The following is a 13,266-nucleotide window of genomic DNA, read 5'->3' as shown; positions in this document are numbered from 1 at the left end:
CTTGTCTCGGCGCGGGGCGTCGCCCGTCGCGGCGTCCCGTTCGGTGGTCGTCACCGCCTCAGGAGGAGCTGGGGCCCTGCGGTGGGCCCTGCGCGGGCGGCGGCGTCAGCCCGGTGACGGACGTGGGCGCCTGAGGCTGCTGGTGGTTCGGCGTCTCGGCCGGGCCGTCCTCTTCCTTCATCGCCTTCATCTCGCCCTTGAACACACGGGCGGACTGGCCGACGCTCTTCGCGAGGGCAGGCAGCTTCGCCGCTCCGAACAGGAGCAGGATCACCACCAGAACGACGATCAGGTGCCATCCTTGCAAGCCGCCCATGAAAGCTCCTCGGGTTGGGGTGTCGGTTCAGTCTAACCGCCCCAGGTGAACAGAGACCCTCAGGTGTACTGGGCGAGCCCGGCATCCGCCCAGGCGCGGGCCGCCTCCCGGGCGTCCGCAGGCGAGACGATCTCGACATCGCCGCCGAGCCGCGCCGCGAGCCGCTTGAGGCTCCGCTCGTCGCCGACCCGAAGGCTGACGGTGCGGAACTCGCCCTTGCCCCGCACGATGGCGCGAGCCGCGAACTCGCCGAGGAGGGGCACGACGTCCTTGCGGCACCGGAGCTCGACGACCACGTCGGTCTCGGCCGGCTCGAACAGTCCGGGGAGGGCGTCCGACTGGTGGGTGCTCGGGATGTCGGTCGGCACCACGTCCGACACCCGGTCGAGGTGGAAGGTGCGCACCGCCTGGCGCAAGTGGCACCACCCCTGGAGGTACCACTGGCCGTCCGCGATGTGGACCTTGACGGGGTCGACGGTGCGCGTGGTCACCGGCGCGTCCGGGGCGCGATACGCGAACGACACGGCCACCCCTCGCTGCACCGCCTCCGCGACGGTCGTCCGCACGTCGTCCACGACCGGTGTCGCGACGATGACCTCCGCGGGCGCACTCGATGCCCCCGCGGCGAGCTTCGCCAGAAGCCCCTGCACCACGCCGCTGTCGCCGACGCCCGGGAGACTCGCCGCCATCTGCAGCCCGGCGAGCAACGCCGCCGCCTCGCGTGCCGTGAGACGCGGGGTCCGCTCGAGACCGACGGCATTGGTGATCGAGATGGTGTCCTGCTCGTCGAGCAGGTCCCAATCGATGTCGAAGAGGTCGTTGGCCATCTGCCAGAATCCGCCGTCCCCGGGGAGCCCGATGACGGTGAGCTTCTCGACCATCGAGCGCATCTCGTCGGGCTCGACATCGAAGTCGCGCGCCGCTTCGACGACGGTTACCTCGCCCTTGGAGATCAGGTACGGGACGAGCTGGAGGATGAGGGAGGCGCGATCGGTCGCGACCAGCGGTTGCGCCCTCATCCGGCCGCCTCCATGTGCAGGTCACGCGCCCGACGCAGACGGGTCGCCACGAGCTCGGCGAGTTCGGGCGGATCGATCACGCGCACCTCCGGACCGTAGGACGCGAGTTCGTCGGCGAAGATCTGAGCGTCGACGTAGGGGACGAGGCATCCCGTGTCGTCTTCGCCGACAGACCGCCGATGCAGCCGCAGGACCGCTTCGGTGCCGGGCTCCACCTGAAGTCGCGCCCGCTGCCCGTCGGCGACCGCCCGAAGACCCGAGAGCGCCTTCTCGCCCGCGCCTTCTCGGAGCGCCAGGTCGAAGGACGTCCGCGTCACGACGACGTCCGAGGCGATGCGGGAGAGGAGGAAGGTCCGCTCGGCGTCCTGCAGCAGATCGAAGCCGTAGACGTGCCAGCGGCCGTCGTACTCCACGAGCGCCCACGGCTGCACGCGCCGACGGTGGGCGGCATCCGATCCTCCCTTGATGTAGTCGAACTCGACGACGCGCGCCTGCTCGATGGCCCGCTGCAGCGGAGCGAACGAAGGTTCGCGCAGACTGATGCGGGGCGCGTATCCGATGATCGGCGCATCGACCTCGATGCCGAGCGCCTGGATCTTGCGCAGACCGCTGCGCGCCGACGCCGACATGGACGTCTCCCCCCAGACACCGCTGGCGAGGTTCAGGACAGCGATCTCGGCCGGCGTGAAGTCGATGTCGACGGGGAGCGAGTACTCCGCCGTGGGGACCCGGTACCTGGCCTCGCGCAGATCATCGGGGTCGGCGTAGTCTCCGATGGTCTCGATCGGCACACCGAGAGAACGGAGACTGTCCTTGTCTCGTTCGAACATCTTCTCGAGGGCATCCTTCGACGCACCGGCCGAACCCTGCTCGCGATATCCCGAGACCGAGGAGAGGATCGTGTCCTTCGTCAGGCCCTGATCCGTGGCCAGCAGGGCGACGACGAGGTTGACGAGACGTTCCTCGGGCGCGCTGCGGATCGGTTCGGTGGACACATCGCAATCCTAGGCGCGGAGGCGCGCTGCGGCCCCGCCCCGACTCACTGTGTCGCGCTCTGAGCGTCCTCGCTGGTGTCGATCCCGAGCACGTCGATCACGAACACGAGAGTCGAGTTCGCCGGAATGCTTCCCGATTCCTTGTCGCCGTAGCCGAGGCTCGGCGGGATGACCACGAGAACCTGCGATCCGACGGTCTGGCCCTCGAGCGCGTCCGCGAACCCCTTGACGACGTTCGTCATCGACAGGGTGACGGGCGTGCCCTTCTCCCACGTCGAATCGAACACCTCTCCGGTTTTCCAGAGCACACCCGTGTAGTGCAGACGCGGAGTCGAATCAGCGGTGATCTTCTCGCCGTCGCCCTTCTTCAGCGTCTTGACGACCAGATCCTTCGGCGGTGCGGCGTCGGGCACGATGACTCCGGGTGTGCCGTCGGGGGCGAGGACCACCGTGGGGATGTTGCTGCCGTCGACGTACTGAGGGACGCCGTTCGCCGCGGGCAGGAACACGGTGTTCACGTCGACGATGAGGACGGCGGCCTGCCCTTCGGTGAGACCGATCTGGCTCACGAGCGACGGCTCGAGATCCTTCGCCGGGATCGCCGAGACGACACGCGCGCCGGGTCGGGTGCAGTCGAGCGCCTTGGCGATCGTCGGGAACGTCTGCTCCAGAACACTCAACTGGATCAGCCTCGACGGAGCCGAGAGCACGGTCTGACCCGTGGCCCCGTTGAGCAGCGTGATGCCGACCTGGACATCCTGCTTAGCCGTCGTGATCGGCGTGCCCTCGCCCGTGGCGAGGTCGGTGTACGAGGTCTTCGTGACGTAGACCGGATCGGTCGTCTTGGCCGTCGGCGACCCCTGCGCACCCGAGACGTCGACGAGGTCGAGCGAGGAGGCGGGAGCGGTGACGCGTTCGCATCCGCTGTCGGCGGGACCGGACGGGGCGCACCCGACGAGGGCCAGGGCGGTCAGGCCGATAACGGCCACGGCAGCGGGGATCTGACGCATTCGTTCAGTCTAGGGTCTCGCCGGAGCGATCCTCGGCAGCCTGCCGCGCCCCCTCGACGGCCTTCTGCGCATCGCGGACCCGCTTGCGGAGGTTCTTGTCGGTGATCTCGCGATCGCCGACGGCGCCCGGCGTCCACGCCTCGACGTCCTCGTCCGCGTAGGACGGCTTCTTCAGCGCGCGCTTGCGGACGTCGGGCGGCATCGCGCCGGGGGCGAGACGGCGCGCTGTGAGGAGGAAGCCGGTGTGGGCGACCATCCGATGATCGGGACGGACGGCCAGCCCCTCGACGTGCCATCCGCGCACCATCGTCTCGGTCGCCTCGGGCTCGGTGAACAGCCCGGAGTGGCGGATGTACTCGGCGACCCGGCTCAGCTGCGTCGCCGTCGCGATGTAGCAGAGGACGACGCCGCCGGGGGTGAGCGCCTCGGCGACGACGTCGATGCATTCCCACGGCGCGAGCATGTCGAGCACGACGCGGTCGACGCTGCCGGGTTCGGTGACTTCGGGGAGCTTGTCCCCCAGGTCTCCCACGACGACCTGCCACGAGTCGGGGTAGTGCCCGAGGAAGGTCTCGACATTGGCCTCGGCGACCTCGGAGAACTCCTTGCGGCGCTCGAACGAGAGCAGACGGCCCTCCGGACCGATCGCGCGCAGCAGCCACAGTGAGAGGGCGCCCGACCCGACACCGGCCTCGACGACGGTGGCGCCGGGGAAGATGTCGGCAGAGGCGAGGATCTGGGCGGCATCCTTCGGATAGACGATGGCGGCACCGCGGGGCATCGACATGACGAAGTCACGGAGCAGAGGCCGCAGGGCCAGGTACTCGTGACCGCCGCTGTTGACCACGACCGACCCGTCGGGCTGACCGATGATCCCCTCGTGGCGGAGCACGCCGTGGTGCGTGTGCAGCTCGCCGCCCTCGCGGAGGGTGACGGTGTGCAGGCGACCCTTGGGGCCCGTCAGCTGAACGCGGTCGCCGATGCGGAACGGACCGCTCGGGCGCAGGTCGGCGCTCACGCCCCGACCCCCTGACGCACGCGGGTCAGCACCGCGGCGACGTCGGCAACCGTCCGACCTTCGAGGGTCGGCCAGAGCTCGTGAGCGCCGACCTCGTCGAGAGAGACCATGTGCGGGATGCCGACGGTCACCGTCCCGGCCGCGACGGCCGAACGAGCGCCCGTGATCGAATCCTCGAACGCGACGGTGTCGACGGGGTCCACCCCCAGCGCCTCGCAGGCCTGGAGGTAGGGGTCCGGATGGGGTTTGGGGCGCGTGACGTCGTCGCCTCCGATGACGACGTCGAAGGCCTCGAAGTCGATGAGCTCGGTGATGCTCCGTGCCATCCGGCTCATCGACATCGTGACGAGCGCGGTCGGGATCCCGGCATCCCGCAGTTCGCGGAGGAGTTCGCGCGCGCCGGGACGGAAGGGCACGCCCTCCTCGCGCAGCTGACGCATGACCTCGTCGGTCAGGTGGGCGACGATCTCGTCGACCTCCATGCGGACGCCGGCGCCCTGCAGGATGCGGGCGGCGTCGTCGAGGCCGAGTCCCACCATCCCGAGAGCGTCGTCGTGGGTCCAGGCGCCGCCGAACCGCTCCACGAGCGGGGTCTCGGCGGCCATCCAGTACGGCTCGGTGTCGACGAGGGTGCCGTCCATGTCCCAGAGGACCGCGGCGGGGAGGGGGGAAGTCACCGGTCAATGCTACGCGAGCGCATCCGCCCGCCCCGGGGACGGCGGCGTATCGTGGGGGTACCGACAGAGAGGACGTCCGTGCAGGGACTGGGACAGCGGGTGCTCGTGATCGCCGTCGACGGCTGGAACGATGCCGGAGAGGCGGCGACCGCTGCGGCCTCTCAGCTGCGTACGGCGGGGACGTTCGAGAAGGTGTTCGGCGTCGACCCGGAGCTGTACTTCGACTACCAGTACACGCGGCCGCAGATGCAACTGGATGCCGACGGCTCCCGTCGCCTGGTGTGGCCCGACGCGACACTGTGGCGTCCGGCGACTCCCCGCGAGGACGGACCCGACCTCTGGCTCCTCACCGGTACGGAGCCGGCGCGCGCCTGGCAGGCGTTCTCGGCGGAGTTCATCGATGCCGCCCTCCGGGAGGACATCACCGGCATCGTCGCGCTCGGCTCGATGATGAGCGACGTCCCTCACACCCGACCGATCTCGGTGTTCGCCGGCTCCGAGAACGAGGAGCTCCGCTCGTCGCTCGGACTCGAGCGATCGACCTACGAGGGGCCTGTCGGCATCCTGTCGGCGCTCGCCGCGGCCGGTGAGGCAGCCGGCATCCCGACGGCAGGCCTCTGGGCCAGCATCCCCCACTACGTCGCCGGCCACACGCCCTCGCCCAAGGCGACGCTGGCGCTCCTCGACAAGCTCGAGGAGATCACCGGCGCCACGATCACCCGCGGCGCCCTGCCCGCGGACGCGCTCGCGTGGGAGGCGTCGGTGGATGCCGCCGCCGCCGACGACGAGGAGATGACGGAGTACATCCGGCAGCTCGAGACCGCACGCGACGCCTGGGACTCCCCCGAGGCATCCGGAGACGCGATCGCACAGGAGTTCGAGCGCTACCTGCGTCGTCGCGGCGACGGGCCGCGCGGGCCGAAGGACGACCCCCGCCGCTGACGCTCCACGCTCAGTAGGCCTGCAGCACCCCGAAGGCGAGCAGGATGAGCAGCACGATGCCGAGGACGACGCGGTAGAGCACGAACGGCAGGAAGCTGCCGCGCTTGAGGTACCGCATCAGGTAGGCGATGACGACGAGGCCGACGCCGAACGAGACCACGGTGGCGATCGCGGTCTCGCCGAGGGTGAACGGCGACTGACCGGGCTCGCGGATCGCCTGCAGGAGCTCGTACAGACCGCTGCCGAAGACGGCGGGAACCGCGAGCAGGAACGCGACCTCGGCCGCCGCGGGACGCGTGTAGCCCATCGCGAGCGCAGCCGTCGTGGTGGCTCCCGAGCGCGAGACGCCCGGGACGAGGGCCAAAGACTGGGCGATGCCGAGGGTGAGGCCGTGACCGACCGTGAGGTCCTTCTCGGTGCGGACGCGCTTTCCGAGCGCATCGGCGACGCCGAGGATGATTCCGAAGACGATCAGCACGATCGCCACGAGCCAGAGGTTCCGGAACGTGTCGCGGATAACGTCCTGGAAGAGGAAGCCGAGCACGCCGATCGGGATCGTGCCGATGATGACGATCCAGCCCATGCGGGCGTCGGGGTCATTGCGGGGCACGCGCCCGGTGAGCGACTTCGCCCACGCGGCGATGATCCGCATGATGCGCGTCCAGAAGTAGACCAGGACGGCGAGCTCCGTGCCGATCTGCGTGATGGCGGTGAAGGTCGCACCCGGGTCCTGCGCGTTGGGGAGGAACTCCCCCACGATGCGCAGATGAGCGCTCGAGGAGATCGGGAGGAACTCTGTCAGGCCCTGGACGATACCCAGGATGATGGCGTCGAGGATCGACATGAGGGCCTTTCAGTACGTGCGGATCAGATCGGTGAGCACGCGCTGCCCGAAGACGAGCGCGTCGATCGGGACGCGTTCGTCGACACCGTGGAACATCCCCGTGAAGTCGAGGTCGGCGGGCAGTCGCAGCGGTGCGAACCCGAACCCGGCGATGCCGAGCTCGGCGAGGGCCTTGTTGTCGGTCCCTCCCCCCATAAGGTACGGGATGACCGGGATTCCGGGATCGTGGCGCCCCAGCGCGCCGACCATCGCGTCGACGAGGTCTCCGGCGAAGGGAACCTCGAGCCCGATGTCACGGTGGACGACCTCGATGCGGATGTCGTCTCCGACGATCCGCTGCACCTGCGCCAGGACCTGGTCCTCGTGCCCCGGCAGGGTGCGGATGTCGATCGCGGCGGTCGCGGCATCCGGGATCACGTTGTGCTTGTACCCGGCGGTCAGCCCGGTGGGGTTGGTCGTGGTCCGGAAGGTGGAGCGCAGGAACGCGGATGCCGCGCCCGCCGTATCGGCGACGGCGTCGGGATCGTCGGCCAGGGTCCCCGAGAGATCGGCGAGCGATCCGACGAGCTGTCGCGTCGTCGAGGTGAGTTCGATGGGCCAGCCCGTGCGGCCGAGGGCCGCGACCGCCTCGGCGAGACGCGTCACGGCGTTGTCGGGGTGGTGGCGGCTGCCGTGTCCGGCCTGCCCCGTGGCGTGGAGCCGGATCCAGATGAGCGCCTTCTCGCCCACCTGCAGCAGGTAGGCGCGCTCGTCCCCCACGGCGATCGAATAACCGCCGACCTCGCTGATCGCCTCGGTCGCACCGGCGAACCACTCGGCGCGGTCGCGGACGACCAGTTGGGAGCCTTCGACGCCGCCGTTCTCCTCATCGGCGAAGAAGGCGAGGATGAGGTCTCGCTCGGGGCGCTCACCCGCGCGAAGCAGATCGGCGACCGAGGTGAGGATCATGGCGTTCATGTCCTTCATGTCGACGGCGCCGCGGCCCCACAGCATCCCGTCCTTCACGGCGCCCTCGAAGGGGTCGACGCTCCAGTCAGCCGCCACCGCGGGGACGACGTCGAGGTGGCCGTGCAGGATGAGCGCGGGCTTGTCGGGGTCGCGTCCCGGCACCCGAGCGACCACGTTCGTGCGCCGCGGGATCGGTTCGTAGTACTCGGGCGTCAGCCCCAGCGACTCGAGGTAGGCGCCGACGTACTCGGCGGCCTCGCGCTCCCCATTGGCGCGACCTTCGCCGTAGTTCGTGGTGTCGAAGCGGATCAGATCGCGGGCGACGCGCGCGACCTCGGGCAGATCGTCGGGAGCGGACATGCCGCCCACGCTACCCGCGGCGAAGGGGCGGTCCCTGCCACCACCCCGGAAACGAGAAATGGGCCCCTCTCGGGACCCATTTCTTCCTCTGTGCGCGAGGGGGGACTTGAACCCCCACGCCCTATTCGGGCACTAGCACCTCAAGCTAGCGCGTCTACCTATTCCGCCACCCGCGCAGAGTTTTTTCCCTTTGTTTCCTCCGGGATTTCGGTTTCGCAACCGAGGATCGACAGTAGCACGTTCTGAGCGGTCCGAATAATCGGGCCAGGCGTGCAGCCCGATCAGGCGGCGGACACGCCGAACAGCAGCCCGAGCAGGTAGGTGATCGCCGCAGCCCCGAAACCGATCGCCAGCTGACGCAGCCCGCGGCGCAGCGGCGGTGCACCCGAGAGCAGACCGACGGTAGCTCCGGTCAGGAGCAGCGCGAGCCCCACGAGGGCGAGTGCCAGAGCGACGGCCGCGAGGCCCGAGAGCCCGAAGATCCACGGCAGGACCGGGATGACGGCACCCGAGGCGAAGAACGCGAAGCTGGATGCCGCGGCTCCGAACGCAGAACCGACGGACTCGAGGTCGGCGGGCGGCTCGGCCGCACGCCGGTACGGGACGGCACGGTCGCTCGCCTGTGCCGTCGCGACGACCTGCCGCGCCCGCTCGAGAGCCTCATCTTCGCCGAGGCCCCGCGTCCGGTAGACGAGGGCGAGTTCGTTCGCGTCGAGGTCGAGATCCGGGAGGACGTGGTCGGTGTCGTTGTTCGGGTGCGTGGCCTCGATCAGCTCGCGCTGCGACCGGACCGAGACGAACTCCCCCGCGGCCATCGACAGCGCACCGGCCAGGAGACCCGCGACGCCGCTGAACAGGACGAACTGCGGCGCGACCCCTGTGGCGCCGATGCCCATGACGAGCGCGAGGTTCGACACGAGTCCGTCGTTCGCGCCGAAGACGGCGGCGCGGAAGGTGCCCGAGAGGCGCATCCGTCCGCGCGCCGCCAGCCCGCGGACGACCTCGCCGTGGATTTTCTCGTCGGCGCGCATGGCCGGCGTGGCATGGGGGTCGTCGTCGTAAGGCGAGCGGTTCTCGGCGTTCTGCGCGAGAGCCAGGACGAAGATCGACCCGAACCGACGGGCCATCGTGGCCAGCAGGCGGGTGCGGACCGACGCACGCGGGAGCCGGGCCGGCTCCCCGCCGAGGAGACCCAGCCAATGGGCCTCGTGACGCCCCTCGGCCTCGGCGAGCGCCTCGAGGATGTCGCGCTCCTCCCCGTCTTTACGGGCGGCGAGCTCTCGATACACGCGCGCCTCCGCGCGCTCGTCGGCGAGGTACGCGGCCCACCGCCGTCGATCTCGAGGGGTGGCGTCGGGAAGGGGCGTCGCGTCGATCGTGCTCATGTCCCTCTCACGCTAACCAGCGCGCGGGACGGAGACGGTCCGAAAGCCGGAACTGCCAGCATTTCGGGGATCCGAAGGGGTCAGGAGTGGACGCGCTTTCGCAGCACCTCGATGCGCGCCTGCAACTGCGCCACGGTGGCGCGGGCGACCTCGGGTCCACCGCACACCCGCCGGAGTTCCGCGTGCACGGCGCCGTGGGGTTCGCCGCTCTGCCGCGCGTAGAGACCGACGAGGCTGTTGAGGAGCTGCCGCTGCTCTCTGAGCGTGCGGTGGAGCGCCGGCGGCAGCGTGTTCTCCGGTTCTCCGGTCGCCTCCGCCGTCGTCTTCTCCTGCGCTTCCCGCGCGTGGCGGTGGCGGGTCTGCCGGGACTGCCGCTGCATGAGCAGCTCGTGCACGTGCTCCGGCTCGAGGAGCCCGGGGATCCCGAGGAACTCCTCCTCCTCCAGTGTCCCGGGCACGGCGAGCTGACCGAACTCCTTGCCGTCGTAGAGCACGCGATCGAAGTGCGCGCTCGACCCGAGAGCCTGGTAGCTGCCCTCCTCGATGAGCGAGTCGGACGCCTTGTCCTCGCGCTCGGCCTCTTCGAGCAGCGAATCCTCAAGGCCGTCGTCGTCGCTCTCCTCGCGATCGAGCGCATGATCGCGCTCGCGTTCCATCTCATTCGCGAGGGCGAGGAGCTGGGGGACGTTGGGCAAGAAGACGGATGCCGCCTCGCCGCGGCGTCGCGCGCGGACGAAACGTCCGATGGCCTGCGCGAAGAACAGCGGCGTCGAGGCACTGGTCGCGTAGACCCCGACCGCGAGCCGCGGGACGTCGACGCCTTCCGACACCATCCGGACCGCGACCATCCACCGGGTCGTCGACTGCCCGAAGGTCTCGATGCGCCCCGAAGCGGCCTTGTCATCCGAGAGGACGACCGTGGTCGGCTCCCCCGTGATGTCGCGGAGGATCGCGGCGTAGGCGCGCGCGGCGGTCTGATCCGTCGCGATGACGAGGCCCCCGGCATCCGGGACGTCCTGACGCACCTCGGTGAGACGGCGGTCTGCGGAACGCAGGACGGCCGAGATCCACTCCCCCTCGGGGTTGAGCGCCGTCCGCCATGCCTGGGAATTGATGTCCTTCGTGTTGTCCTGACCGAGGTGGGCTTCGTATTCGTCACCCGCCTTCGTCCGCCACTTCATCTGCCCGGCGTAGACGTGGAAGAGCACGGGACGCACGACGCCGTCGGCCAGCGCCCGGCCGTAGCCGTAGTTGTAGTCCGTCCGCGAGAGGCGGATGCCCTTGTCGTTCGGGTGGTACTCGACGAACGGGATGGGGGCGGTGTCGCTGCGGAACGGGGTCCCCGACAGCAGGAGCCGCCGCGTCGCGCGGCCGTACGCCTCGCGGAGCGCGTCGCCCCAGCTGAGCGCGTCGCCGCCGTGGTGTACCTCGTCGAGGATCACGAGGGCCCGGGAGTCCAGGACGAGACGCTCGTGCACGGACGCCTTCACCGCGACCTGCGCGTAGGTGACGGCGACCCCGTGGTAGTGCCGTGCCGGCGAGAAGTGCTTGTTGCTGAACCGCGGGTCGAGGCGGATCGAGACGCGGGCCGCGGCATCCGCCCACTGGGTCTTCAGGTGCTCGGTTGGGGCGACGACGATGATGCGGTCGATGATGCGACGCCGCATCAGCTCGCTCGCGAGACGGAGGGCGAACGTCGTCTTGCCGGCGCCGGGGGTTGCGGCCGCGAGGAAGTCGCGTGGTCCCCCACCGACCCCGTCCGGACCGTCGGTCTCGAAGTACTGCTCGAGAGCCTCGGCCTGCCACGCGCGGAGGTTCTGCGCCGTTCCCCACGGCGCGCGCTGCGGGAACGCGGGAGAGAGGTGCTCGGCGGCGAAACTCCCGAAGTGGGGCTCGTCCGAGGCCGCCCCCTCTTCGCTCATCATCTCGCTCGTCACGTCGATCCACCCTAATCGCGACCGGGGACACCGGCCGTCGATCGGGTGCGGCGGCATCCGGCGGGTAGCCTCGATGCGGAGGTGCCATGCGCGAGAACGACCAGGTTCCGGACGAGAACCGTTCGCCCTACGTCCCGAATGCGACTGCCCACCCGTGGCGGCGGATGGTCTCGATCGGAGACTCCTTCACGGAAGGCATCGGCGACCCCTACCTGGATCGCCCGGGTGAGCACCGCGGCTGGGCCGACCGCGTCGCGGCCGTGCTGTCCTCGCAGGTCGATGACTTCGCCTACGCGAACCTCGCGATCCGCGGCAAGCTCATCCGCCAGATCGTCGACGCCCAGATCGAGCCCGCGCTCGCGCTGAAGCCCGACCTGATCACCCTCTCCGCCGGCGGCAACGACGTGATCCGTCCGCAGGGTGATCCGGATGCCGTGGCGGAGCTGTTCGAGGATGCCGTCGCCCGCCTGTCTTCCCAAGGCGCGACGCTGCTGGTCTTCACCGCGATCGACACCGACTTCACGCCGGTCTTCCGCGGCATCCGCGGCCGCGTCGCGATCTACAACGAGAACATCCGAGCGATCGCCGACCGCTACGACTGCATCGTGGCCGACCAGTGGGCGCTGAAAGAGGTGCAGGATATGCGCTTCTTCGACGACGACCGCCTGCACTACAACTCGCTCGGACATCACGAGGTCGCACGCATGGTGCTCCGCGCGCTCAACGTGCCGAACGACCTTCAGCCGATGGCGCCCGAGGCATTGCCGACGACGACGTGGCGCGCGGCGCGGGCGAACGATCTGGTCTGGGCGCGAGCGCACCTCGTGCCGTGGGTCCTGCGGCGTCTGCGTCACCAGTCTTCGGGCGACCATGTCACGGCCAAGCGCCCCGAGGCGCTGCCCTTCTCGGCGATGCCGCCCGGCGACTGAGTCAGCGGAGGGCCCAGAGGGCGACGGCTGCCGCGGACGCGACATTGAGCGAGTCGACACCGCCCGACATCGGGATGGTGACGACCGAATCGGCGGCGTCGAGGGCCGAGGTCGACAAGCCCTCGCCTTCGGACCCCATGAGGATCGCCAGCCGCTCCGGTCGGGCTGCGGCGAACTCGTCGAGCGACAGGGCGTCGTCCGACAACGCCATCGCCGCCAGGTGCACTCCCGCCGCCGCGAACAGTGGCGCGGCGGCATCCCACTCCGGAAGGCGCGCCCACGGCACCTGGAAGACCGTCCCCATGCTGACCCGGACGCTGCGTCGGTAGAGCGGATCACCGCACCGGGGCGAGACGAGGACGGCATCGGCGCCCAGCGCGGCGGCGGCCCGGAAGGCGGCACCCACGTTGGTGTGGTCGACGATGTCTTCGAGGACGACGACCGTCCGCGCGCCGTCGAGCAACTGCGCCGGCGAGGGCTGCTCGGGACGGTGCATGGCGGCGAGTGCTCCCCGGTGGACGGCGAATCCGGTGAGCTGTTCCGCGACGGTGTCGGGGACGACGTAGACGGGAGCGTCGCCGGCGAGCACGGCGACGTCGTCGACCCATTTCTCCTGCACGAGCACGGACCGCGGCCGGTGCCCGGCACCCACCGCCCGGGAGATCACCTTCGCCGACTCGGCGATGTAGAGACCCCCCTCGGGCTCGGCGATCCGGCGCAGAGCCGTGTCGGTGAGTCCCCGGTAGTCCGACAGACGCGGATCCGACGGATCGTCGATGCGGATCATCGTCATGGCCCCATGCTGTCACGGGCGGGCTGTCAGGGCGGGCTGTCACCGGCGGTCGTGACCTCCGCGAAACGACGACGGCGTAGGCTCGATCCCCTG

At 70.0% G+C, this 13,266-nt stretch carries 13 protein-coding genes and 1 tRNA gene; 2 read left to right on the top strand and 12 right to left on the bottom strand.

All coding sequences use genetic code 11. The annotated features are described in order from the left end of the window. Positions 1 to 58 precede the first annotated feature (58 nt). The 6 genes from tatA to BLP38_RS03610 are packed head-to-tail and all read right to left on the bottom strand — an operon-like array spanning position 59 to position 5,035. Positions 59 to 316, bottom strand: coding sequence for a Sec-independent protein translocase subunit TatA (gene tatA, locus BLP38_RS03635; RefSeq protein ID WP_091353042.1), 258 nt, complete (start codon positions 314 to 316; stop codon positions 59 to 61). Between the two features lie 59 nt (positions 317 to 375). Then, complete coding sequence (locus BLP38_RS03630; protein ID WP_091353038.1) at positions 376 to 1,335, bottom strand: helix-turn-helix transcriptional regulator; 960 nt, start codon at positions 1,333 to 1,335, stop codon at positions 376 to 378. Continuing rightward, positions 1,332 to 2,330 (bottom strand): helix-turn-helix transcriptional regulator, encoded by a 999-nt coding sequence (locus BLP38_RS03625; RefSeq protein WP_091353035.1) that lies wholly within the window; start codon positions 2,328 to 2,330, stop codon positions 1,332 to 1,334. Before BLP38_RS03625 ends, BLP38_RS03630 begins: the two co-directional genes overlap by 4 nt. A gap of 44 nt (positions 2,331 to 2,374) precedes the next feature. Beyond that, positions 2,375 to 3,340, bottom strand: a complete 966-nt coding sequence (locus BLP38_RS03620) for an FKBP-type peptidyl-prolyl cis-trans isomerase (RefSeq protein WP_091353032.1) — start codon at positions 3,338 to 3,340, stop codon at positions 2,375 to 2,377. 4 nt (positions 3,341 to 3,344) lie between these two features. Continuing rightward, positions 3,345 to 4,358 carry a tRNA (adenine-N1)-methyltransferase gene (locus tag BLP38_RS03615; protein WP_091353029.1) on the bottom strand — a complete coding sequence of 338 codons (1,014 nt, stop codon included), beginning with the start codon at positions 4,356 to 4,358 and terminating at the stop codon, positions 3,345 to 3,347. After that, complete coding sequence (locus BLP38_RS03610; RefSeq protein ID WP_091353026.1) at positions 4,355 to 5,035, bottom strand: HAD family hydrolase; 681 nt, start codon at positions 5,033 to 5,035, stop codon at positions 4,355 to 4,357. Before BLP38_RS03610 ends, BLP38_RS03615 begins: the two co-directional genes overlap by 4 nt. Before the next feature lie 78 nt (positions 5,036 to 5,113). Between BLP38_RS03610 and BLP38_RS03605 the strand changes: the two genes are divergently transcribed. Next, entirely contained in the window at positions 5,114 to 5,977 is an 864-nt protein-coding gene (locus BLP38_RS03605) for a PAC2 family protein (protein WP_091353022.1), read from the top strand. Positions 5,978 to 5,987: 10 nt separating this feature from the next. Here BLP38_RS03605 and BLP38_RS03600 read toward each other — a convergent pair whose 3' ends face one another. From BLP38_RS03600 to BLP38_RS03580, 5 genes are all read right to left on the bottom strand, one after another. Beyond that, complete coding sequence (locus BLP38_RS03600; protein ID WP_091353020.1) at positions 5,988 to 6,821, bottom strand: undecaprenyl-diphosphate phosphatase; 834 nt, start codon at positions 6,819 to 6,821, stop codon at positions 5,988 to 5,990. Positions 6,822 to 6,830: 9 nt separating this feature from the next. Further along, positions 6,831 to 8,129 carry a M20/M25/M40 family metallo-hydrolase gene (locus tag BLP38_RS03595; protein WP_091353015.1) on the bottom strand — a complete coding sequence of 433 codons (1,299 nt, stop codon included), beginning with the start codon at positions 8,127 to 8,129 and terminating at the stop codon, positions 6,831 to 6,833. A gap of 91 nt (positions 8,130 to 8,220) precedes the next feature. After that, a tRNA-Leu gene (locus BLP38_RS03590) sits at positions 8,221 to 8,305 on the bottom strand. 105 nt (positions 8,306 to 8,410) lie between these two features. Continuing rightward, the gene (locus tag BLP38_RS03585; protein WP_091353010.1) at positions 8,411 to 9,514 is read right to left on the bottom strand and encodes a VIT1/CCC1 transporter family protein; all 1,104 of its coding nucleotides are present in this window, start codon (positions 9,512 to 9,514) and stop codon (positions 8,411 to 8,413) included. Between the two features lie 80 nt (positions 9,515 to 9,594). After that, the gene (locus tag BLP38_RS03580; RefSeq protein WP_165971379.1) at positions 9,595 to 11,436 is read right to left on the bottom strand and encodes a DEAD/DEAH box helicase; all 1,842 of its coding nucleotides are present in this window, start codon (positions 11,434 to 11,436) and stop codon (positions 9,595 to 9,597) included. A gap of 101 nt (positions 11,437 to 11,537) precedes the next feature. Here BLP38_RS03580 and BLP38_RS03575 point away from each other — a divergent pair, with 101 nt between their 5' ends. Further along, on the top strand, positions 11,538 to 12,380 hold the full coding sequence (locus BLP38_RS03575; RefSeq protein WP_091353002.1) for an SGNH/GDSL hydrolase family protein: 843 nt from the start codon (positions 11,538 to 11,540) through the stop codon (positions 12,378 to 12,380). Position 12,381: 1 nt separating this feature from the next. Here the strand turns inward: BLP38_RS03575 and BLP38_RS03570 are convergent, their stop codons facing one another. Then, on the bottom strand, positions 12,382 to 13,173 hold the full coding sequence (locus tag BLP38_RS03570) for a TrmH family RNA methyltransferase (RefSeq protein ID WP_091352998.1): 792 nt from the start codon (positions 13,171 to 13,173) through the stop codon (positions 12,382 to 12,384). Between the last annotated feature and the right edge of the window lie 93 nt (positions 13,174 to 13,266).

The organism is Microbacterium sp. LKL04, from assembly GCF_900102005.1.
In the GTDB taxonomy this organism is placed as follows: Bacteria; Actinomycetota; Actinomycetes; order Actinomycetales; family Microbacteriaceae; genus Microbacterium.
This window is presented reverse-complemented; position numbering and strand designations above follow the sequence as displayed.